Origin of the sequence: Streptomyces chromofuscus (assembly GCF_015160875.1) — a bacterium.
GTDB classification, from domain to species: Bacteria; Actinomycetota; Actinomycetes; order Streptomycetales; family Streptomycetaceae; genus Streptomyces; species Streptomyces chromofuscus.
Genome location: NZ_CP063374.1, coordinates 6311379 through 6333087, shown reverse-complemented (window position 1 = coordinate 6333087; position 21709 = coordinate 6311379). Strand labels below are relative to the sequence as shown.

The window sequence follows — 21709 nt, the reverse complement described above, 5'->3', positions numbered from 1 at the left end:
GCAGGCGGGTACGTGATCCGCCGGCTGCGCGGGACGTACGGCAGGCTGCGCCTCGGCCGGGTGCCCGGTGCGGCCCACGGCGGCACCGTGGGGCTGACCAGCGAACCGGGCGCCACGGTGTTCACGGTCCGCCTGCCGGCGAACGCGCCGATCCGGCGGCAGGCGGCGTCCGAGCCCCGGTGGAGGCACCACGGGCCGTGCGCGTGCGATGGATCGGGGTCAGCGGTGCGCCACGTGTGAGGCGCGGTCACGCCCCCGCGCGCCGTGCCGCATCAGCGGCGCAGTCGGGGCAGCGGTACGCCACGTATGAGGCGCGATCACGCCCCCGCCCGCCGTGCCGCATCAGCGGCGCAGTCGGGGCAGCGGTACGCCACGTATGAGGCGCGATCACGCCCCCGCCCGCCGTACGGCATCAGCGGCGCAGTCGGGGCAGCGGTACGCCACGTATGAGGCGCGATCACGCCCCCGCCCGCCGTACGGCATCAGCGGCGCAGTCGGGGCAGCGGTGCACCACGTATGAGGCGCGATCACGCCCCCGCCCGCCGTGCCGCATCAGCGGCGCAGTCGGGGCAGCGGTACGCCACGTATGAGGCGCGATCACGCCCCCGCCCGCCGTACGGCATCTCCGGCGCAGTCGGGGTCAGCGGTGCACCACGTATGAGGCGCGGTCACGCCCCCGCCCGCCGTGCCGCATCAGCGGCGCAGTCGGGGTCAGCGGTGCACCACGTATGAGGCGCGGTCACGCCCCCGCCCGCCGTGCCGCATCAGCGGCGCAGTCGGGGCAGCGGTACGCCACGTATGAGGCGCGATCACGCCCCCGCGCGCCGTGCGGCATCTGCGGCGCAGCACGCGGTGTCCGGGACGGACCCGCCGCCGGCACAACGCGCCGTGCGGCGGCTCGGGTTCGGCTTCAGCGGGGTGCCGCGTGCGCGACCCGGCTGCGCCACCGCGCACGCCCTGCGCGGCGGGTCGGCCGCGAGGCGCGGTAAGGGCGGCGGTGGATCACGCGTCCGCTGTCGGGAGGGTCACCTCGAAGCGGCAGCCGCCGGAGACGTTGCGCACGGCGGCCCGTCCCCGGTGGGCCTCCACGATGCCCCGCACGATGGCGAGTCCCAGCCCGGCCCCGGCCGGTGGCGTCCGGGCGTCGGTGCCGCGCCAGCCGGTGTCGAAGACGCGCGGCAGGTCCTCCTCCGGAATTCCGCCGCACCCGTCCGTCACGGACAGCACCACGCCCTCGGGCGAGCGCTCGGCGGCCACCGCCACCGTGCCGTCGGCGGGTGTCCGCCGGATCGCGTTGACGAGCAGGTTCCCCAGCACCCGGCTCATCTCCTTGCCGTCCACCTCGACCGGCACCGGTTCGACCCGGTCGCCGACGAGCCGCACGCCGTGCTCCCGGGCCAGCGGGTCCACGCCCGCGAGGGCGTCGCCGACGAGGTCGTACACCGACATCCGGCTCGGGCTCAGCGCCAGCGTGCCCGCGTGGATGCGGGAGAGCTCGAACAGGTCGCCGACCATGCCGTCGAGGCGTTCGGACTCGGCGCGGATCTGCCGCAGATAGCGCTCGGGGTCGGCGGCGACCCCGTCCTCCAGCGCCTCCGACATGGCGCGCAGCCCGGCGAGCGGGGTGCGCAGGTCGTGCGAGATCCAGGCGACCAGTTCGCGCCGTGAGCTCTCCAGGGCGCGCTCGCGGTCCCGTGACGCGGCGAGCTTGCGGCTGGTCGCCTCCAGTTCCCGGCTGAGCGCGGCCAGTTCGGCGGTGGCGGGGCCGTCGGGGCTGGTGAAGTCGGCGCCCATCGCCGAAGGAGCGGGCGGCGAGGGTGAGGGCGCGGCTGCGGGCGGCGACCCAGCGGCCCAGCAGCAGCGCGGTCACCAGGGAGACGACGGCGGCCATCGCGACCACGGTGGTCACGACGGTCAGGTCGTGCGCGGACAGGAACATCGCCTGCGCGACCGCGAGGGTGCCCGCGAACATCGCGCCGACGGCGACGGCGGCGACCACGGTGATGTGCGCGGTGAGGGAACGCCGCCGGATCATGCGCAGCACTCCGGCCCCGAGCACCCCGGCCGCGGCGGCGCCGAGGAAGGCGAACAGGGCGATGAGAAGCGTGTCCCGCACGGTTCAGGCCTCCCCGTCGCCCGCGTCGAAGCGGTAGCCGACGCCCCACACGGTCTGGATGAACCGCGGCCGGGCCGGATCGTCCTCCACCTTGCCGCGCAGCCGCCGCACATGGACGGTCACCGTCGACAGGTCGCCGAAGTCCCACCCCCACACCTCACGCATCAGCTCCTCCCGGCCGAACGCCCGCCCCGGGTGCCGCAGCAGGAACGCGAGCAGGTCGAACTCGCGGATGGTCAGGGCGAGTTCGGTCCCGTTCTTGGCGGCGCGCCGGGCGGCCGGGTCGACCGTGAGCCCGGCGGCGCCCAGGGTGCCCGGGGGCTGCGGGGCGGGCCGGGACCGGCGCAGCACGGACTCCACCCGCAGCACCAGCTCACGGGGGCTGAAGGGCTTGGTGACGTAGTCGTCGGCGCCGACCTCCAAACCGAGGATCCGGTCCTCCTCGTCCCCGCGCGCGGTGAGCATGATCACCGGCACGGGCCCGTGCACCCGTATCCGCCGGCACACCTCCAGGCCGTCCATGCCGGGCAGCATCAGGTCCAGGACGACGAGGTCGGGCCGGTGCGCGGCGGCCCGCGCCAGCGCGCCGGGGCCGTCACCGGCCCGGTCCACGACGTAGCCGGCCCGGTCGAGATACCCGGAGACGACCTCGGCGACCGTCGGGTCGTCGTCGACGACCAATACCCGGGCCCCGTACGGCTGCTGTTCCATGCCGTCAGCCTCGCATCACCCGCGCGGGAACGGGGCCGCCGGCCACGGATGTCCCGGTTCCGTAAGGAACCGCTGCCGGGCGGCGGCGCCGGGACCCCGCCGACGGTCGGCCCAGGGGTGCGAAAACCTGCGTGCCGCCACCGGCGTCGGACCCCCGCCCCCACCGGCCGCGAGCGTTGTGACGCCGACCGGCGTCGCACCCCGCCCCCACCGCCCCGCTGCGTTCAGACGCCGAGTGCCGCTCCGAGTTCCTCCGGCCGTCGCCGGTGCCGCACCCGGGACGCCAGGACGGCCACGTCGTCCTCCGCGTGGCGCGCGTCGAGGTCGGCGAGGACGGTGTCGATGATGGACTCCACGCTCTCCGAGGCGTTGAAGCGGAGCCGGGCCAGCCGGTTGAGGGACTCGTCGATGTCCTCGCCGCGGTGCTCGACGAGCCCGTCGGTGAACAGCAGGAGCGTCTGGTCGGTGTCCACCCGGTACGTCGCGGGCTCGTACCCGCCGAGCCCCGTGCCCAGCGGCGGCCCGACCGGCAGCGGCAGCAGGGACGTGTCGCCGCGCCCGTCGATCACCGCGGGTGGCAGATGGCCGGCGCCGGCCAGCGTGATCTGGCCGCGCACCGGATCGACACGGGCGATCAGACAGGTGGCCGGCCGACGGTCGGACTCGCTGGAGGCGATGTCGTCGAGCTGGCGCAGCACGCGGTGCGGCGGAAGGTCGGCGGAGGCGATGTAGCGCAGGGCGGAGCGGTACGCGGTCATGTCGACGGCGGCCTCCAGGCCGTGCCCCATCACGTCGCCGACGACGAGCAGGGTCCGTCCGAAGTGCAGCCGCACGGTCTCGCACCAGTCGCCGCCGACCAGGGCGCCGGCCCGCCGGCCCACAGGCAGGTAGCGGATGGCGACGTCCAGGTTGGGGTGCGGCCGGCCGGGCTCGGCGAGCAGCGCCCGCTGGAGGTCGCCGACGATCCGGCTCATCCGGTCGTGCTCCCGGGCGTGCCGGATGTGCGAGGCGGCCCGCTCGGCGAGCAGCGCCAGCATCTCGACCTCGGACGGGGTGAACGGCCCGTCGCGCCGGACGCACACGAGGGCGCCGAAGCGTTCCTCACCGGTGGCGAGCGGCACGCAGAGCGCGGTGCCGCGCCGGGCCGACCCCGACCGGCTGTCCCGGCAGGCCGTCGCCACGGCCCACTCGCGGTCCGGCAGCAGGGTGGGGTCGCCGCTGACCGCCTCGAACCGCACCTCGCCCTCCTCCCCACCGCGCCGCATGATCGCCGCGGTGCACGCGGTGTGCTCGGCGGCCACCTTGGTGAGCTCGACGCAGGTGGTCTCCTCGTCGAGCGTCGTCCCGATCCGGGCCACGGTCGACCGCAGCGCCGTCAGCCGCGACGGCACGCCGGACCCCGGTGCGGTCGTGTTCGTGCCGCCGACGACACCGACCGTCGGAGACCTGCGGATCGACTGGAGCCATCGCGCCACACATAACACCTTAAACGGGTGGTAAACCGACATATCGGTGACGTTCATCGGGTGAACACGGGTTGCCCAAGGTGTCCGTACGGACCGCCGCGCGACGCCCGTCCCCCCGGATTGATCCGACCCGCCGGCAAAATCACGGTGAATTCACGCAAGCGCCATCTTCCTGTTGATCCCCACCGTCATTCCCCGCACCGCGGCGCCGCCCCCGCACACCCTCGGACGCCTTGGATACGCTTGCGTCTCCTTTTTCCTCGGACATCGACTCCCCGGAACGGCATACGCCCCATGAGCTGGTTCGAATCCGTCATTCTCGGTCTGGTCCAGGGACTGACCGAGTTCCTGCCCATCTCGTCCAGCGCGCATCTGCGCCTCGTGGCCGCCTTCTCCGGCTGGCGGGATCCCGGCGCGGCCTTCACGGCGATCACGCAGATCGGCACGGAAACGGCGGTGCTGATCTATTTCCGTTCCGACATCGCCCGGATCGTCTCGGCCTGGTGCCGCTCCCTGAGGGACCGCACGATGCGCGAGGACCAGGACGCCCGGCTGGGCTGGATGCTGATCATCGGCTCGATCCCGATCGGCGTCCTCGGCGTCACGTTCAAGGACCAGATCGAGGGCCCGTTCCGTGATCTGCGGCTGACCGCCACCATGCTCATCGCCATGGGCCTGGTGCTGGGCGTAGCCGACCGCCTCGCCGCCCGCGCCGAACGGGAGGCCGCCGACCAGGTGGCCGTGCCGAGCCCCTCCGCCGCCGTCGGCGCACCCGGCGCACTCGCGCCTCCCACCACCAGGGTCCCGGGCAAGACCCTGCACGACCTCAGCGTCAAGGACGGCTTGATCTACGGCCTGTGCCAGGCCCTGGCCCTGATTCCGGGCGTCTCCCGCTCCGGCGCCACCACCAGCGGTGGCCTGTTCATGGGCTACACCCGCGCGGCCGCCGCCCGCTACTGCTTCCTGCTCGCCATTCCGGCCGTCCTGGCCTCCGGCCTGTTCGAACTGCGGCACGCCACCGAGGGCCACGTCACCTGGGGTCCCACGGTCCTGGCCACGCTCATCGCGTTCGGGGTGGGATACGCGGTGATCGCCTGGTTCATGAAATTCATCGAGACCAAGAGCTTCATGCCGTTCGTGCACTACCGCATCGCCCTGGGCGTGGTGATCATCGCCCTGGTGGCCTTCGGAGTGATCAGCCCGCACGCCGCCGAATCGGCCGGGTGAATCCGGCACTTCGCGATGGGCCGGGTGAACGAAAAGGCCGCCGATCGGGCCGGATGAATGACGCAGCGCGCGCGGCACCTCCTGTCGGAGGTATTCCGCGGCGATGCGCCATGTGACATATTACTGCCGTGACCAAGCCGCTGACCTGCGACGTCGTGGTAGTGGGAGCCGGAATGGTGGGCGCCGCCTGCGCCTTCCACGCGGCGCGGGCGGGCCTGGCCGTCACCTTGGTCGACCGGGGACCCGTCTCCGGCGGCACCACCGGCGCCGGTGAGGGCAACGTCCTCGTCTCCGACAAGGAACCCGGCCCCGAGCTGGAACTGGCCCTGCTGTCCGCCCGGCTGTGGGCGGAGCTCGCGCGGGAGTTCGGGGCGGCGGTCGAGTACGAGCCGAAGGGCGGCGTGGTCGTCGCCTCGTCACCGGAGGGCCTGACCGCCCTGGAGGAGTTCGCGACCGGTCAGCGGGCCGCCGGCGTCGACGCCGTGCCCGTCGGCGAGCGGGAGCTCGCGGAACTGGAGCCGCACCTGGCGCCCGGTCTCCCGGGCGGCGTGCACTATCCGCAGGACGCCCAGGTCATGCCCGCCCTCGCCGCCGCGCGCCTCGTGCGGGCCTCCGGCGCCGGGCTGGAGACCGGACGCACCGTGACCGGCGTCCTGCGCGGCCCGGACGGCGCCGTGCGCGGCGTACGCACCGACCGGGGCGATATTCACGCGCCGGCCGTCGTGAACGCCGCCGGGACCTGGGGCGGCGAGGTCGCCGCCCTGGCGGGGGTCGGCCTGCCCGTCCTCCCCCGCCGCGGGTTCGTGCTGGTCACCGAGCCATTGCCGCGTCTGGTGCGGCACAAGGTGTACGCCGCCGACTACGTGGCCGACGTGGCCAGCGACTCGGCGGCCCTGCAGACCTCACCGGTCGTCGAGGGCACGGCGGCCGGCCCGGTGCTGATCGGTGCGAGCCGTGAACGCGTCGGCTTCGACCGGTCGTTCTCGCTGCCGGTGGTCCGGGCGCTGGCGGCGGGCGCGGTCCGGTTGTTCCCGTTCCTCGGGCGGGTGCGGGCCATGCGGACGTACGTCGGTTTCCGCCCGTATCTGCCCGACCACCTGCCCGCCATCGGCCCCGACCCGCGCGTGCCGGGCCTGCTGCACGCGTGCGGTCACGAGGGCGCGGGCATCGGCCTGGCGACCGGCACCGGGCACCTGATCGCCCAGGCGCTGACCGGACAGGTCCCGGACCTGGACCTGGCGCCCTTCCGCCCCGACCGCTTCGACCACTTCGACCGCTGCGACCGCCGCGAAGAGGAGACCTCGTGACGCCGTGCGCGCGCACGCCTTGTCGGTCCTTCCGGGGGAACGCCCCGTGAACGCCAAGGAGTTGGCCGGCGCCCGTCCCGGTCCCGCCTTCACGGTCACCTTCGACGGCCGTGAGATCGACGCGCTGCCCGGCCAGACCGTCGCCGCCGCGCTGTGGGCGGCCGGCGTGATCTCCTGGCGCAGGACGCGCGGTGCCGGGCGGCCCCGGGGGGTGTTCTGCGGGATCGGCGTCTGCTTCGACTGCCTGGTGACCGTCAACGGCCGCCCGAATCAACGCGCCTGTCTGGTCCCGGTACGGCCGGGCGACGCGATCCGTACGCAGGAAGGGACGGGACACGATGGCTGACCGGCCCCGTCTCGCCGTGATCGGCGCGGGCCCGGCGGGGCTCGCGGCGGCACTGGCGGCGGCCGCCTCGGGCGTACGGGTCACCCTGGTCGACTCCGCCCCGCAGGCCGGCGGCCAGTTCTACCGGCAGCCCGCAGCCGGGCTCGCCGCCCGCCGCTCGCAGGCGCCGCACCACCACCGGCGCACCTGGCGGCGGCTGCGCACCGGCCTGGACCGGCAGCTCGCGGCGGGCGGCGTCACGCACCTGGCGGACCATCACGTCTGGTGCGTGGAGAGGCACACCGACGGCTTCACCGTGCACGCGCTGCTCGGCCCTGCCCAGGAGGACGGCGTGACGGTGGACGCCGACGCCGTCGTCCTCGCCACCGGCGGCTACGAGAAGGTGCTGCCGTTCCCCGGCTGGACCCTGCCCGGCGTGGTCACCGCGGGCGGCGCCCAGGCCATGCTCAAGGGCGGCCTCGTGCTGCCCGGACGCACCGTCGTCGTCGCCGGGACCGGACCGCTGCTGCTGCCCGTCGCGACCGGGCTGGCCGCGGCGGGCGCGCGCGTCGCCGCGCTGGTCGAGTCCGCCGACCCGAAAACCCTGGCACGCCACGCCCGCGTCCTGTCCGCGCTGCCGGCCAAGCTCGCCGAGGGCGCGGGACACGCGGCGCGGCTCCTGCGCCACCGCGTCCCCGTGCTGGTCGGCCACGTGGTGGTGGAGGCGCACGGCGGCGAGCGGCTGGACGCCGTCACGGTCGCCGCCCTGGACGCGGGGGGCCGCGTCCGTCCGGGCACCCGGCGCCGTATCGCCTGCGGCACGCTCGCCGTCGGGCACGGCATGCTGCCGCACACCGACCTCGCCGCCACCCTGGGCTGCCGCCTCGACGGGGTCGCCGTGCGGGTGGACGACGAGCAGCGCACCGACGTGCCCGGCGTGTGGGCGGCGGGCGAGGCCACCGGCGTCGGCGGCGCCGACCTCGCGCTCGCCGAGGGGCACATCGCGGGCCGCTCCGCCGCCGCACGGCTGACCGGCCGGAGGTCCGAGGCGCGGACGTGGGCCGCGGCGCGGAGCCGGGCGGCACTGCGCGCCTTCTCCGCGGCGCTCGACGCCGTGTACGCGCCGCCCGCGCACTGGGCCGAGCGGATCACCGGCGACACCCTGGTCTGCCGCTGCGAGGAGGTCCCGGCCTCCGCGGTGCGGGCCGCCGTCGGCGAGCTCGGCGCCGGCGACGTACGGACCGTCAAGCTGCTGACCCGCGCCGGGATGGGCTGGTGCCAGGGCCGGATGTGCGCTCCCGCCGTCGCCGCGCTCGCCGGCTGCCCGCCGACCCCGGCCGGCACACCGTTCGCCCGGCCCGTCCCCCTGGACGTACTGGCCGGGCAGGGCCCCGACGCTCGGACCGGACCACCCCTGGACGCACCGGACGGGAAGGACTCCCATGACGACTGAACAGCACCGCCCCTGGCGCGGCGTCCTCGTCGCCACCGCGCTGCCGCTCACCGCCGATCTGGCCGTGGACCTCGACGCGTTCGCCGAGCACTGCGCCTGGCTGGTGGCGAACGGCTGCGACGGCGTCGTGCCGAACGGCTCGCTCGGCGAGTACCAGGTGCTCACCCCCGAGGAGCGCGCCCGGGTCGTCGAGACCGCCGTCGCCGCGGTCGGCGGCGAGCGGGTGATGCCCGGGGTCGCCGCGTACGGTGCGGCCGAGGCCCGGCGCTGGGCCGAGCAGGCGAGGGAGGCGGGCTGTGCCGCGGTGATGCTGCTGCCGCCCAACGCCTACCGCGCCGACGAGCGGTCCGTCCTCGCGCACTACGCCGAGGTCGCCCGGGCGGGCCTGCCCGTCGTGGCGTACAACAACCCGGTCGACACCAAGGTCGACCTCGTGCCGGAACTGCTGGGAAGGCTGCACGGCGAGGGACTGATCCAGGGCGTCAAGGAGTTCTCCGGCGACGTCCGGCGCGCGTACCGCATCGCCGAACTCGCCCCGGAACTGGACCTGCTGATCGGCGCCGACGACGTCGCACTGGAACTGGCGATCGCGGGCGCGAAGGGCTGGGTGGCCGGGTATCCGAACGCCCTGCCGAAGGCCTCGGTCGAGCTGTACCGGGCCGCGGCGGCCGGCGACCTGGAGACCGCGCTGCCCCTGTACCAGCAGCTGCACCCGCTGCTGCGCTGGGACTCGCGCGTGGAGTTCGTGCAGGCCATCAAGCTGTCGATGGACATCGTCGGACGGTACGGCGGCCCGTGCCGGCCTCCGCGGATGCCGCTGGCGCCGGAACAGGAGGCGGCCGTACGGGCGGCGACGGAGAAGGCCGTCGCCGCGGGACTGGCGTGAGGGAGGTCGCTCGTGCGCAGCACACTCGTCCTGCACGCCGTCGACTCGCACACCGAGGGCATGCCCACCCGCGTGATCACCGGCGGGATCGGCGCCATCCCCGGCGCGACGATGAACGAGCGGCGGCTGTACTTCCGTGAACACCGCGACGACGTCAAGCGGCTGCTGATGAACGAGCCGCGCGGCCACGCGGCGATGAGCGGCGCGATCCTCCAGCCGCCCACCCGGCCCGACTGCGACTGGGGCGTCGTCTTCATCGAGGTCTCCGGCTATCTGCCGATGTGCGGGCACGGCACGATCGGCGTGGCGACGGTGCTGGTGGAGACCGGCATGGTCGAGGTCACCGAGCCGGTCACCACCGTCCGTCTCGACACCCCGGCCGGTCTCGTGGTCGCCGAGGTCGCGGTCGAGGGCGGCGCGGCCAGGCACGTCACCCTGCGCAACGTCCCGTCCTTCGCCGTCGGTCTGGACCGCAGGGCCACGCTCGCCGACGGGCGCACGGTGACCTACGACCTGGCCTACGGCGGCAACTTCTACGCCATCCTGCCGCTGGCGGAGTTCGGTCTGCCGTTCGACCGGGCCCGCAAGGACGACATGCTTCAGGCGGGTCTGGCGCTGATGGAGGCCGTCAACGCCGAGCGGGAGCCGGTCCACCCCGAGGACCCGTCGATCCACGGCCTGCACCACGTGCATCTGCTCGCCCCGGACGCCACCGCCCGCCACTCGCGCCACGCGATGGCGATCCACCCCGGCTGGTTCGACCGCTCCCCCTGCGGTACGGGCACCAGCGCGCGCATGGCGCAACTGCACGCCCGTAGTGAGCTGCCGTTGCACACCGAGTTCGTCAACGAGTCCTTCATCGGCACCCACTTCACGGGCCGCCTGCTCGGCACGACGGAGGTGGCCGGGCTCCCGGCGGTGCTGCCCAGCTTCACCGGCCGGGCGTGGATCACGGGTACGGCCCAGTACCTGCTGGACCCCGACGACCCCTTCCCCGCCGGGTTCGTTCTGTGAGGATGGCTTCGATGAGGAACCCCACGACCGCGCCGAGTCCCGGCCTGCCCATGCTCGGCGGCAGGAGGAGCAGCTACCGCGAGCGCGTCGCCGACGCCCTGCGCGCCGCGCTGATCGCCGGTGAGCTGCGCCCCGGCGAGGTCCACTCGGCGCCCGCGCTCGCCGCCCGCTTCGGGGTGTCCGCGACGCCGGTGCGCGAGGCGATGCTGGACCTGGCCAAGGAGGGCCTGGTCGACACGGTGCCCAACAAGGGCTTCCGGGTCACGGCCGTCTCCGACAAGCAGCTCGACGAGTACACCCACGTCCGCGCGCTGATCGAGATCCCCACCACGGCCCGGCTGGCCCGCACCGCCGACCCAGCCGCGCCGGCCGCGCTGCGCCCGGTCGCCGAGGAGATCGTCACCGCTGCCGCGGCCGGCGACCTGATCGCCTACGTCGAGGCCGACCTGCGCTTCCACCTCGGGCTCCTGGCCCTCGCGGGCAACGAGCACCTGGTCGAGGTGGTCCGCGACCTGCGCCGCCGCGCCCGTCTCTACGGCCTGACGGCGCTCGCCGAGCAGGGCCGCCTCCAGGCGTCCGCCGAGGAGCACCTGGAACTCCTCGACGCCCTGCTCGCCCGCGACGAGCAGGCCGTGCACGCCGTCATGACCCGCCATCTGGGCCATGTCCGCGGCCTGTGGGCGGCACCGCGCCCCGTGCCCGGACCGGCAACCGCACCGGCACCGGACCTCGCGGGCCGCCCGGGAAGCCCGCGTGAGGGCGGTCACACCCCGGCGTAGTACGGAGTCCGTCGCCGCATCAAGGTCCACCCGGCGAGGGCAAGGTCACAGCCGTGCCCTCTGCTGCTCCTTTGTCCACCTGGCCTAGCATCCGAGCATGACGGTCCTGCCCGACGACGGGCTTACTCTGGCCGCCGAGTTCTCCGACGCGACCCGTGAGCAGTGGCAGCGCCTTGTGGCGGGCGTACTGCGCAAGTCGGGCAAGGACGTCGAGGACGCGGCCGCCGAGGACGCCCTGACCACCACGCTGGAGGACGGACTCCGTGTCCGGCCCCTGTACACCGCCCACGACGCCGCGCCCGAGCCCGGCTTCCCCGGTTTCGCGCCCTTCGTACGTGGCGCCCGGGCCGAGGGGAACACGCTCGGCGGCTGGGACGTACGGCAGCGGCACGCGACCGTCGACGGCGGCGCGGTGCTCGCCGACCTGGAGAACGGCGTCACCTCGCTGTGGCTGGTCGCCGGCGAGGGCGGCGTGCCGGTGTCCTCCCTCGGCCAGGTGCTCGACGGCGTCCACCTCGACCTGGCGCCGGTCGTCCTGGACGCCGGACGCGAGGCCGAGGACGCGGCGCGGGAGCTGCTGCGGCTGTACGAGGAGCGGGGCGTGGCCGGTGAGGCGGCGCGCGGCAACCTGGGCGCCGACCCGCTGGGCCTCGAGGCGCGCACGGGACAGTCGTACGACGTCTCGGTCGTGGCCGGGCTCGCGCGCCGGTGCGCCGACGAGTACCCGGGGCTGCGCGCGCTCACCGTGGACGCGCTGCCCTACCACGAGGCCGGCGGCTCGGCCGCGCAGGAGCTGGGGTGCTCCCTGGCGACCGGTGTCGCGTATCTGCGGGCGCTGACCGAGGCCGGTCTGAGCGTCGAACAGGCCTGCGGACAGATGGAGTTCCGGTACGCGGCCACCGCCGACCAGTTCCTGACGATCGCCAAGCTGCGGGCGGCGCGCCGGCTGTGGGCGCGGGTCGCCGAGGTGTGCGGCGGGCCCGGCGCCCAGGTGCAGCACGTCGTGACCTCGCCGGTGATGATGACGCGCCGCGACCCGTGGGTGAACATGCTGCGCACCACGGTGGCCACGCTGGCCGCCGGTGTCGGCGGCGCCGACGCCGTGACCGTGCTGCCGTTCGACCACGCGCTGGGCCTGCCGGACGCGTTCGCGCGCCGCATCGCCCGCAACACCTCCGCGATCCTGATCGAGGAGTCGCACCTGTCCCGGGTGATCGACCCGGCGGGCGGCTCCTGGTACGTGGAGCGGCTGACGGACGAACTCGCTCACGCCGCCTGGGAGTTCTTCCGCACCATCGAGCGCGCGGGCGGTCAGGAAGCCGCGCTGCGCTCGGGGACGGTCCGCGAGCGGCTCGCCGAGACCTGGGCGGCTCGCAGCGCGCGGCTGGCCAAGCGGCGCGAACCCGTCACCGGCGTCAGCGAGTTCCCGTACCTGTCCGAGAAGCCCGTCGTCCGCGAGCCCGCGCCCGAGCCGCCCACCGGCGGCCTGCCCCGCGTGCGCCGCGACGACGCGTTCGAGGCCCTGCGCGCCCGCTCGGACGCCCACCTCGCCGCGACGGGCTCCCGCCCCCGGATCTTCCTGGCCACCCTCGGCCCGGCCGCCGCTCACACCGCGCGCGCCGCCTTCGCCGGGAACCTCTTCCAGGCGGGCGGCATCGAGCCCGTCAGCGAGGGCACGTTCGAGGACAGCGGGGCGAACGAGGTCTGCCTCTGCTCCAGTGACGCGCTGTATGCGGAGCAGGCCGAGGCCCGCGCCCGCGAGCTGACGGCGGCGGGCGCCGCCCATGTGTTCCTCGCGGGACGGCCGGGGCAGTACGCGGGTGTCGACGACTACGTCTTCGCGGGCTGCGACGCGGTCGCCGTGCTCTCCGCGACCCTCGACCGGATGGGAGTGTCCTGATGTCCGTCCCCGACTTCTCCGGGATCGAGCTGGGAACCCCGGCCACCGGCGGCGGCACCGACGAGTGGCGCACGGCGGTGAAGAAGGCGGCCGGCGGTGACGACCTGCTCTGGGAGACCCCGGAGGGCATCGCCGTCAAGCCGCTCTACACCGGGCAGGACCTGGAGGGCCTGGACTTCCTGGACACCTACCCGGGCATGGCTCCGTACGTGCGCGGGCCCTACCCGACGATGTACGTCAACCAGCCCTGGACCATCCGCCAGTACGCGGGCTTCTCCACCGCCGAGGAGTCCAACGCCTTCTACCGGCGCAATTTGGCGGCCGGACAGAAGGGCCTGTCGGTCGCCTTCGACCTGCCCACGCACCGCGGGTACGACAGCGACCATCCGCGCGTGACCGGCGACGTCGGCATGGCGGGCGTGGCGATCGACTCGATCTACGACATGCGGCAGCTGTTCGACGGGATCCCGTTGGACCGGATGACCGTGTCGATGACGATGAACGGCGCGGTGCTGCCGGTGCTGGCGCTGTACATCGTCGCCGCCGAGGAGCAGGGAGTACCGCCGGAGAAGCTGGCGGGGACCATCCAGAACGACATCCTCAAGGAGTTCATGGTCCGCAACACCTACATCTATCCGCCGAAGCCGTCGATGCGGATCATCTCCGACATCTTCGCCTTCACCTCGCAGCGGATGCCCCGCTACAACTCCATCTCCATCTCCGGCTACCACATCCAGGAAGCGGGCGCGACGGCCGACCTGGAACTGGCGTACACCCTCGCCGACGGCGTGGAGTACATCCGGGCGGGGCGGGCGGCGGGCCTGGACGTGGACGCGTTCGCGCCCCGGCTGTCGTTCTTCTGGGCGATCGGCATGAACTTCTTCATGGAGATCGCCAAACTCCGCGCGGCCCGCCTGCTGTGGGCGAAGCTGGTGAAGCAGTTCGATCCGCAGAACGCCAAGTCCCTCTCCCTGCGCACCCATTCGCAGACCTCCGGTTGGTCGCTGACCGCGCAGGACGTGTTCAACAACGTCACGCGCACGTGCGTGGAGGCGATGGCGGCCACCCAGGGCCACACCCAGTCGCTGCACACCAACGCCCTCGACGAGGCGCTCGCGCTGCCGACGGACTTCTCGGCGCGGATCGCCCGCAACACCCAGCTGCTCATCCAGCAGGAGTCCGGCACGACGCGGGTCATCGACCCGTGGGGCGGCAGCGCCTACGTCGAGAAGCTGACGTACGACCTCGCCCGCCGCGCCTGGCAGCACATCCAGGAGGTCGAGCAGGCGGGCGGCATGGCGCAGGCCATCGACGCCGGCATCCCCAAGCTGCGCGTGGAGGAGGCCGCGGCCCGCACCCAGGCCCGCATCGACTCCGGGCGGCAGCCGGTGATCGGCGTGAACAAGTACCGGGTCGACAGCGACGAGCAGATCGAGGTGCTCAAGGTCGACAACTCCTCGGTGCGCGCCCAGCAGATCGAGAAGCTGCGGCGGCTGCGCGAGGAACGGGACGAGACCGCCTGCCGGGACGCCCTGGACGCGCTGACCCGGGCCGCCGGCGGTGACGGCAACCTGCTGGAGCTGGCGGTGCACGCGGCCCGCGCGAAGGCGACCGTCGGGGAGATCTCGGACGCCCTGGAGAAGGTGTACGGGCGGCACGCGAGCCAGATCCGTACGATCTCCGGCGTGTACCGCAACGAAGCCGGCGAGTCCCCGTCCGTGGACCGCACCCGCGCCCTGGTGGACGCCTTCGCGGAGGCCGAGGGCCGCCGTCCGCGCATCCTCGTCGCCAAGATGGGCCAGGACGGCCACGACCGCGGCCAGAAGGTGATCGCCTCCGCCTTCGCCGACCTGGGCTTCGACGTGGACGTCGGCCCGCTGTTCCAGACCCCGGCCGAGGTGGCCCGCCAGGCCGTCGAGGCGGACGTGCACATCGTCGGGGTGTCGTCGCTGGCCGCCGGTCACCTCACGCTCGTCCCGGCGCTGCGCGAGGCGCTGGCCGAGGAGGGCCGCGAGGACATCATGATCGTCGTCGGCGGGGTGATCCCCCCGCAGGACGTGCCGACCCTGCTGGAGATGGGCGCGGCGGCCGTCTTCCCGCCCGGGACGGTGATTCCGGACGCGGCCCACGACCTGGTGAAGCGGCTGTCGGCCGGCCTCGGGCACGAGCTGTGATCGACGTTGACGCGTATGTGAAGGGCGTGCTCGACGGGAAGCGGGCGGTCGTGGCACGCGCGATCACGCTGGTGGAGTCCACCCGGCCGCAACACCGGGTGTCGGCCCAGCAGTTGCTGACCGAGCTGCTGCCGCACAGCGGGAAGGCGCGGCGGATCGGCGTCAGCGGGGTCCCGGGTGTCGGCAAGTCGACGTTCATCGACGCGTTCGGCACGATGCTGACCGGCCTGGGCCACCGCGTCGCCGTCCTCGCCGTGGACCCGTCGTCGAACCGGACGGGCGGCTCGATCCTGGGCGACAAGACCAGGATGGAGCGCCTCGCCGTGGACCCCGCGGCCTTCGTGCGCCCCTCCCCCACGGCCGGCACCCTCGGCGGGGTCGCCAAGGCGACCCGCGAGTCGATCGTGGTGATGGAGGCGGCGGGATACGACGTGGTCCTCGTCGAGACGGTGGGCGTGGGCCAGTCGGAGACCGCCGTCGCCGACATGGTCGACTCGTTCCTGCTGCTCACCCTCGCCCGCACCGGCGACCAGCTGCAGGGCATCAAGAAGGGCGTCCTGGAGCTGGCCGACGTGATCGCCGTCAACAAGGCGGACGGCCCGCACGAGCGCGACGCGCGGGCGGCGGCACGTGAGTTGTCGGGCGCGCTGCGGCTGATGCACGGCAAGGACGCCTTCTGGACGCCGCCGGTGCTGCACTGCAGCGCCCGCGAGTCGACCGGACTCGACACCGTCTGGGAGCGCCTCGAACAGCACCGCACGCTCCTCGACTCCACCGGCCGGCTGGCCGCCAAGCGCCGTGACCAGCAGGTCGACTGGACCTGGACGATGGTCCGCGACGAGCTGCTGGGCCGCCTGCGCGCCCACCCGGCCGTACGCGCCGTCGCACCGGACCTCGAACAGCGGGTGAGGTCGGGCGAGTTGACGGCGTCGCTGGCGGCGGAGGGGATCCTGCGGGCGTTCGAGGGGCACGCGGGCGACGCACCGCCCGGCTGAGGCGGGTCCCGGCGGCCCCTCAGCCCTCGTCCGGAGCCGGCCGCAACGAGACGCCGTCGGAACCAGGGGCCGTCCTGCCAGAGTACGAGGTCCGACGGCATGCCCACCCGCGGCGCCCCCGCCGCCCGCAGCTCCGCCAGGAAGCCCGGCAGCAGCGATTCCAGGGCCACCTGCCCGCCCTCCAGCAGGACGTGCGGGTGCCGGCCCTGTGGGACGCCGGGCCGCGGCTTGCCGCCGTCCGGGAACCGGTCGCGCTCGACGACGGTCACCCGGTCGGCGTGCCCGGCCAGGACGTGCGCCGCGAGGAGCCCCGCGAGGCTCCCGCCCACGACCACCGCATGCCGCCCGCCCCGGCCGCCGCCCTCTCCCCGACGGCCCGTTCCTGTCGCAGAATCCACCGATCCGCCTGGTCGCCACGTCACGCGAAGGGACCAGTATCCCGCTCGGCCGGGCGGCTTGACCGCGTTTCGGCTGTTTCAGGGTCCCGGCGGGCGCGCTGCGGCGAGGCGGCGTCAGCCCTCGTCCTGCTCCAGCCTCAGCGAGATGCTGTTGATGCAGTACCGCTGGTCCGTCGGGGTCGGATACCCCTCACCCTCGAACACATGCCCGAGGTGGGAGCCACACCGCGCACACCGGACCTCGGTGCGCACCATGCCGTACGAGCGGTCCTCCACCAGCTCGACCGCGTCGCTGTCCTTGGGGTCGTAGAAGGACGGCCAGCCGCAGTGCGACTCGAACTTCGTGTCCGAGGTGAACAGCTCGGAGCCGCAGGCCCGGCAGGAGTACACGCCCTTGGTCTTGGTGTCGGTGTACTCACCCGTGAACGCGGGCTCGGTCGCGGCCTGGCGCAGCACGGCGTACTCGGCCGGCGTCAGTTCCGCGCGCCACTGCTCGTCCGGCTTCTCGACGTCGTACGACATGGGTCTCAGCCCCTTACTTCGACAGGCGGTCCAGAATGCGCGGTCCGAGGTCGGTGACGTCGCCCGCGCCCATGGTGAGAACCAGATCGCCGGGTCCGGTCATTCCCGCCACCACCTCGGGCACCTCGCCCTTGTCGTGCACCGCCGTCACGTCGGCGCCCGCGGCCCGGGCGGCGTCGATGATCAGCTCGCTGGTCACCCCCGGGACCGGGTCCTCGCGAGCCGGGTAGATGTCCAGCACCATCGAGGCGTCGGCGAGGGCCAGGGACTGGCCCATCTCCTTGCCCAGCTCCTGCGTCCGCGAGAACAGGTGGGGCTGGAAGACCACCAGGATCCGCGCATCGCCCGCCGCCGCCCGCATCGCCTCCAGGTCCGCGGTCATCTCGGTCGGGTGGTGGGCGTAGGAGTCGATCACCTGCACCCCGGCCGCCTCGCCCGTCAGCTGCAGCCGCCGCTTCACCCCGGTGTACGCGGCCAGCGCAGGGGCCAGCTCCTCGGCCGGGATGCCGAGGGCGACGCCGGAGGCGAGGGCGGCGACCGCGTTGTGGGCGTAGTGCCGGCCGGGGACGGAGACCTGGAAGGTGAGCTCCCGGCCCTCCAGCGCCACGGTGACCTCGCTCCTCAGCCCCTGCGGCACGACCGACAGCACGCGCACGTCGGCGTCCTCCGCCGCGCCGTACGTGACGACCCGCACACCGGAGACCGAAACCCGCCGCGTCAGCTCCCGCGCGCCCTCGTGGTCGGCCGAGACGACCAGGGTGCCGCCGGGCACGATCCGGCCGACGAAGGTCTCGAAGGACTCGTAGATCTCGTCCATCGACGCGTAGTTGGCGTGGTGGTCGAGCTCCACGTTGAGCACGATCGCGACCTCGGGCGCGTACTTGTGGAAGCTGCGGTCGCTCTCGTCCGCCTCGGCCACGAAGATGTCGCCCTCGCCGTGCAGCGCGTTGGAGCCGGGCGCGTCGAGGTCGCCGCCGATCGCGTACGACGGCCGCAGCCCCAGCTCGGACAGCGACACGGCGAGCATCGAGGTGGTCGTGGTCTTGCCGTGCGTCCCGGCGACCGCGATCGGCCGCAGACCCTCCATCAGGGCGGCCAGGGCGTCGGACCGGTGCACGACCGGGATGCCCAGCTCGGCCGCGCGGGCCAGCTCGGGGTTGTCGGCGCGGATCGCCGACGACACCACGACACAGCTGGCGTCGTCCGCGAGGTGCTCCGCAGCATGCCCGATGTGCACGGTGGCGCCGAACGCCCGCAGCGCCTCCACGGTCGCCGACTCCTTGGCGTCACTGCCGGCGACCTTGGCCCCCCGCTGCGCCAGGATCTTGGCGATACCGGACATCCCGGCCCCACCGATGCCGATGAAGTGCGGTCGGTCCATGGCGGTAGGAAGGCCGGGTGCCATGCGTGTTCTCCCCAAGATCCGGTACGACGATCAGCGCGTCCCCGGTGGGAGAGCGCGGCCCCAGCCTATTCCGTGCCGCGCGGGGCGCCTCGTAAGGGGGGCGGTGCGGACACGCGGGTCGGGCGCGCGGTCAAGGGGCGGGGAGTCGCGCGGTCAGGGGCGCGGGGAACCGCGCGAACGACCACGACGCACCCGCACCCGAATCACCCCGAACGACCACGATCCGCCCGCATCCGAATCACCCCGCAGCCACCCCCTGCACCTTGCTGTCTACGCCTTGCTGTGCGAGAAGAGCTTCAGCACCGGCACCCCCACCTTGTGCCGGGCCCGGGAGGCCCAGTCCCGGTGGAAGAACTCCTCCACGTAGTGGGGATCGGTCAGCACGATCACCTCGTCGGCCCCGACCTCCTCGACCACGCCCTTGAGCGCGTCCAGCGGATGGTCCTCGATCAGCCGCCCCTCCGCCTCGCTCCCGGAGGCCCGCAGCGCCTGCAGGGACACGTCCAGGGCCCGCTGCCCCTCGCTCTTCGCCGCCTCCCCCTCGGGCGTCTCGCCCTCCCGCGCGGCCTCGTCGATCGCTCCCATCGCGAGGTCGTCGATGGCGCGGAGCAACCGGTCCGCCTGCTCGCCGCGCGGCTGAAGCAGCACATGGAAGGCGACCTGCTCGTCCCCGTGCAAGGTGGTGACGAACTCCACGTCGGCGGACGTCAGGGCCTTCTCGATCATCAAAACGCTTGTGAACACCAGGCGCCCCTTCTCCTCCGAGGCCCCGTGGGCCCTCTGTCCTCCGTGGGCCCTACCTGGCCCTGCGGAAACCATCCTGCCCCGTGATCGCACAGGTAGTGCGAGTCTTGGCGTGCCCGCCGGAAACTCAACGGAACGCCACGTTCCACTGCTCTCAGGACCGACGGTAGCGGGAGAACAGAAAACCGGCCTCTTCCAGCAACGACGCCAGTTCGAACCGCTGCGGGACCGCCACCGACGGCCCCCCGGCGATCCGCTGCGCGCCGCCCGCGGTGAGCATCGGCGAGACGGTCAGGCACAGCTCGTCGAGCACCCCGGCCGCCACCAGCTGCCCCAGCAGCCGCGGCCCGCCCTCGGTGAGGAGCCGGGTGTGACCGAGCTCGGCGAGCGCCCGTACGGCCCGTGCGGGCTCCACACCGACGCCGTCCCCGGCGACCACCACCCGGGCGCCGGCCTTCTCGGCCGCGGCCACCCGGTCCCGCGCCGCGGCCGCCCCCGTGAGGAGCAGCGTGGGGACCACGGGCGAGGTGAACAGCGGCAGCGAGAAGTCCAGGTCGAGGCCGGCGCTGACCACGGCGATCGCGGGTGCGGGGGCCTGCCCGGCCGCCTCGCGCCGCGCCGCGAACTCCGTCCGCACGCGTGCGGGGCGGTACCCCTCCTGGCGGACCGTTTCCGCACCGACCAGCACCACGTCGGCGAGGGCCCGCAGCGTGCCGAAGATCCGCATGTCCGTGGCGTTGGAGATGGGCTGCGACTTCCCGTCGTGCTGAGCTGCCCCGTCGAGCGTGGAGACCATGTTGGCCCGCAGCCACGCCACCGGCTCCCCCGGTCCCGGCTCCGGGTAGGCGTAGGCCTCGGCCAGCTCCGCGAGGTCCCACTCGCGGTCGGCCGGGTCCACTGTCGTGTCGGTCACAGGAAACAGGCGTCGCATGCCGTGCAGTGTTCCACGCGGTGGGGGATCCATCCGCCCGGTGGGCCGCACCGCCGCCGGCTCCTGGCCCGGCTGGAGAGGCGCTGGTCGGCCCGGGGCCGGAAACCGGTGCCGAGGAACCCTTTAGCATGGGTGAGCGTGTCCTCCTCCACCGCCGCCGGCCGAAGCCCCATAGCCGCCGAAGCCGCCCCCCTCTCCCTCTGCGCGCGTCAGCCGCACGTCCCCGCGGACCGGCTGGTGGCCGAGATGGTGCCGCCGCCCCGCTTCGACTCGGTGCGCTTCGGCACGTACATCCCGGACCCGAACCAGCCCAGCCAGACGGAGGCGGTGCGGGTCCTGGAGGGCTTCACCACCGGCCTCGGCGCGGCGCCGGACACCGGCAGGCGCGGCTTCTTCGGGTTCGGCAGGGCCAGGGCGCCCAAGGCGCCGGCCGGGCCCCGCGGTGTCTATCTCGACGGCGGCTACGGCGTGGGCAAGACCCACCTGCTCGCCTCGCTCTGGCACGCCACGCCCGCCGAGCCCGCCCTGAAGGCGTTCGGCACGTTCGTGGAGCTGACCAACCTGGTCGGCGCCCTCGGCTTCCAGCAGACCGTGCAGACGCTGTCCGGGCACCGGCTGCTGTGCATCGACGAGTTCGAGCTCGACGACCCGGGCGACACCGTCCTGGTCTCCACCCTGCTCGGCAAGCTGGTCGACGCGGGCGTCGCGCTCGCCGCCACCTCCAACACGCTGCCGGGCAAGCTCGGCGAGGGCCGCTTCGCGGCGGCCGACTTCCTGCGCGAGATCCAGGGCCTGTCGGCCCACTTCCGCGCCCTGCGCATCGACGGCGAGGACTACCGCCACCGCGGCCTGCCCGAGGCGCCGCCGCCGTACAGCGACGAACAGGTGACCCGGACGGCGCACGCCACCGAGGGCGCCTCGCTCGACGGGTTCCCGCAGTTGCTGGACCACCTGGCCCGCGTCCACCCCAGCCGCTACGGCGCGTTGACGGACGGCGTCAAGGCGGTGTGCCTGACCGACGTGCGGCCGGTTCCCGACCAGTCGACGGCGCTGCGGCTCGTCGTGCTCGCGGACCGGCTCTACGACCGTGAGGTGCCGGTGCTGGCCTCGGGATTGCCCTTCGATCAGCTGTTCGGCGAGGAGATGCTGAAGGGCGGCTACCGCAAGAAGTATTTCCGGGCCATCTCCCGGCTGACCGCGCTGGCCCGGGACGCCCAGCGTCTGGTGGAACGTCAGTAACGCCACGCCGCCCGCGGATCAAGGGGCGGATCGCGCCAGCTCAGCCTCACTTTTCAGGCTCTCTCAAGCTCGTCACGCCGAGTTGACCCTGCAAACAACTTTGCAGGGTTAATGTCT

The 21709-nt window shown here is 73.7% G+C and carries 17 protein-coding genes and 2 pseudogenes; 11 read left to right on the top strand and 8 right to left on the bottom strand.

The window, feature by feature from the left end; translation table 11 throughout:
- Positions 1–1002 precede the first annotated feature (1002 nt).
- From IPT68_RS28480 to IPT68_RS28470, 3 genes and pseudogenes are all read right to left on the bottom strand, one after another.
- Positions 1003–2116, bottom strand: a pseudogene (locus tag IPT68_RS28480) (sensor histidine kinase).
- A gap of 3 nt (positions 2117–2119) precedes the next feature.
- A complete protein-coding gene (locus IPT68_RS28475; RefSeq protein ID WP_189698710.1) occupies positions 2120–2827 on the bottom strand; it encodes a response regulator transcription factor in 708 nt (235 codons plus the stop codon).
- A 224-nt stretch (positions 2828–3051) separates the two neighbouring features.
- Entirely contained in the window at positions 3052–4302 is a 1251-nt protein-coding gene (locus tag IPT68_RS28470) for a PP2C family protein-serine/threonine phosphatase (protein WP_228039965.1), read from the bottom strand.
- 285 nt (positions 4303–4587) lie between these two features.
- Here IPT68_RS28470 and IPT68_RS28465 point away from each other — a divergent pair, with 285 nt between their 5' ends.
- The 10 genes from IPT68_RS28465 (at position 4588) to meaB (ending at position 16353) form a co-directional block, all read left to right on the top strand.
- The gene (locus IPT68_RS28465) at positions 4588–5520 is read left to right on the top strand and encodes an undecaprenyl-diphosphate phosphatase (protein WP_189698709.1); all 933 of its coding nucleotides are present in this window, start codon (positions 4588–4590) and stop codon (positions 5518–5520) included.
- 128 nt (positions 5521–5648) lie between these two features.
- Entirely contained in the window at positions 5649–6827 is a 1179-nt protein-coding gene (locus tag IPT68_RS28460) for an NAD(P)/FAD-dependent oxidoreductase (protein WP_189698708.1), read from the top strand.
- 46 nt (positions 6828–6873) lie between these two features.
- Entirely contained in the window at positions 6874–7173 is a 300-nt protein-coding gene (locus tag IPT68_RS28455) for a (2Fe-2S)-binding protein (protein ID WP_189698707.1), read from the top strand.
- A complete protein-coding gene (locus IPT68_RS28450; protein ID WP_194074017.1) occupies positions 7166–8605 on the top strand; it encodes an NAD(P)/FAD-dependent oxidoreductase in 1440 nt (479 codons plus the stop codon). Before IPT68_RS28455 ends, IPT68_RS28450 begins: the two co-directional genes overlap by 8 nt.
- Positions 8595–9491 (top strand): dihydrodipicolinate synthase family protein, encoded by an 897-nt coding sequence (locus IPT68_RS28445; protein ID WP_189698704.1) that lies wholly within the window; start codon positions 8595–8597, stop codon positions 9489–9491. Before IPT68_RS28450 ends, IPT68_RS28445 begins: the two co-directional genes overlap by 11 nt.
- A 12-nt stretch (positions 9492–9503) precedes the next feature.
- Positions 9504–10505 carry a proline racemase family protein gene (locus tag IPT68_RS28440; protein WP_189698703.1) on the top strand — a complete coding sequence of 334 codons (1002 nt, stop codon included), beginning with the start codon at positions 9504–9506 and terminating at the stop codon, positions 10503–10505.
- 11 nt (positions 10506–10516) lie between these two features.
- Entirely contained in the window at positions 10517–11284 is a 768-nt protein-coding gene (locus tag IPT68_RS28435; protein ID WP_373300596.1) for a GntR family transcriptional regulator, read from the top strand.
- Positions 11285–11381: 97 nt separating this feature from the next.
- Positions 11382–13184, top strand: a complete 1803-nt coding sequence (locus IPT68_RS28430) for a methylmalonyl-CoA mutase subunit beta (RefSeq protein ID WP_189698701.1) — start codon at positions 11382–11384, stop codon at positions 13182–13184.
- On the top strand, positions 13184–15358 hold the full coding sequence (gene scpA / locus IPT68_RS28425; RefSeq protein WP_189698700.1) for a methylmalonyl-CoA mutase: 2175 nt from the start codon (positions 13184–13186) through the stop codon (positions 15356–15358). The genes IPT68_RS28430 and scpA overlap by 1 nt, the downstream gene beginning before the upstream one ends.
- Complete coding sequence (gene meaB, locus IPT68_RS28420) at positions 15355–16353, top strand: methylmalonyl Co-A mutase-associated GTPase MeaB (RefSeq protein WP_189698699.1); 999 nt, start codon at positions 15355–15357, stop codon at positions 16351–16353. Before scpA ends, meaB begins: the two co-directional genes overlap by 4 nt.
- A 53-nt stretch (positions 16354–16406) precedes the next feature.
- On the opposite strand, the pseudogene IPT68_RS34335 reads toward meaB, so the two are convergent.
- From IPT68_RS34335 to IPT68_RS28400, 5 genes and pseudogenes are all read right to left on the bottom strand, one after another.
- Positions 16407–16682, bottom strand: a pseudogene (locus IPT68_RS34335) (monooxygenase); the annotation flags it as partial.
- A 183-nt stretch (positions 16683–16865) separates the two neighbouring features.
- Complete coding sequence (msrB, locus tag IPT68_RS28415; protein WP_189698698.1) at positions 16866–17273, bottom strand: peptide-methionine (R)-S-oxide reductase MsrB; 408 nt, start codon at positions 17271–17273, stop codon at positions 16866–16868.
- 13 nt (positions 17274–17286) lie between these two features.
- Positions 17287–18678: a UDP-N-acetylmuramate--L-alanine ligase gene (gene murC, locus IPT68_RS28410; protein ID WP_189698697.1), complete on the bottom strand. Its 1392-nt coding sequence runs from the start codon at positions 18676–18678 to the stop codon at positions 17287–17289.
- Between the two features lie 270 nt (positions 18679–18948).
- Positions 18949–19422, bottom strand: coding sequence for an indole-3-glycerol phosphate synthase (locus IPT68_RS28405; RefSeq protein ID WP_189698696.1), 474 nt, complete (start codon positions 19420–19422; stop codon positions 18949–18951).
- 154 nt (positions 19423–19576) lie between these two features.
- Positions 19577–20353: a pyrimidine reductase family protein gene (locus IPT68_RS28400; RefSeq protein ID WP_189698695.1), complete on the bottom strand. Its 777-nt coding sequence runs from the start codon at positions 20351–20353 to the stop codon at positions 19577–19579.
- Between the two features lie 138 nt (positions 20354–20491).
- Between IPT68_RS28400 and zapE the strand changes: the two genes are divergently transcribed.
- Positions 20492–21592, top strand: a complete 1101-nt coding sequence (gene zapE, locus IPT68_RS28395) for a cell division protein ZapE (RefSeq protein WP_189698694.1) — start codon at positions 20492–20494, stop codon at positions 21590–21592.
- The last annotated feature ends 117 nt before the right edge of the window (positions 21593–21709 follow it).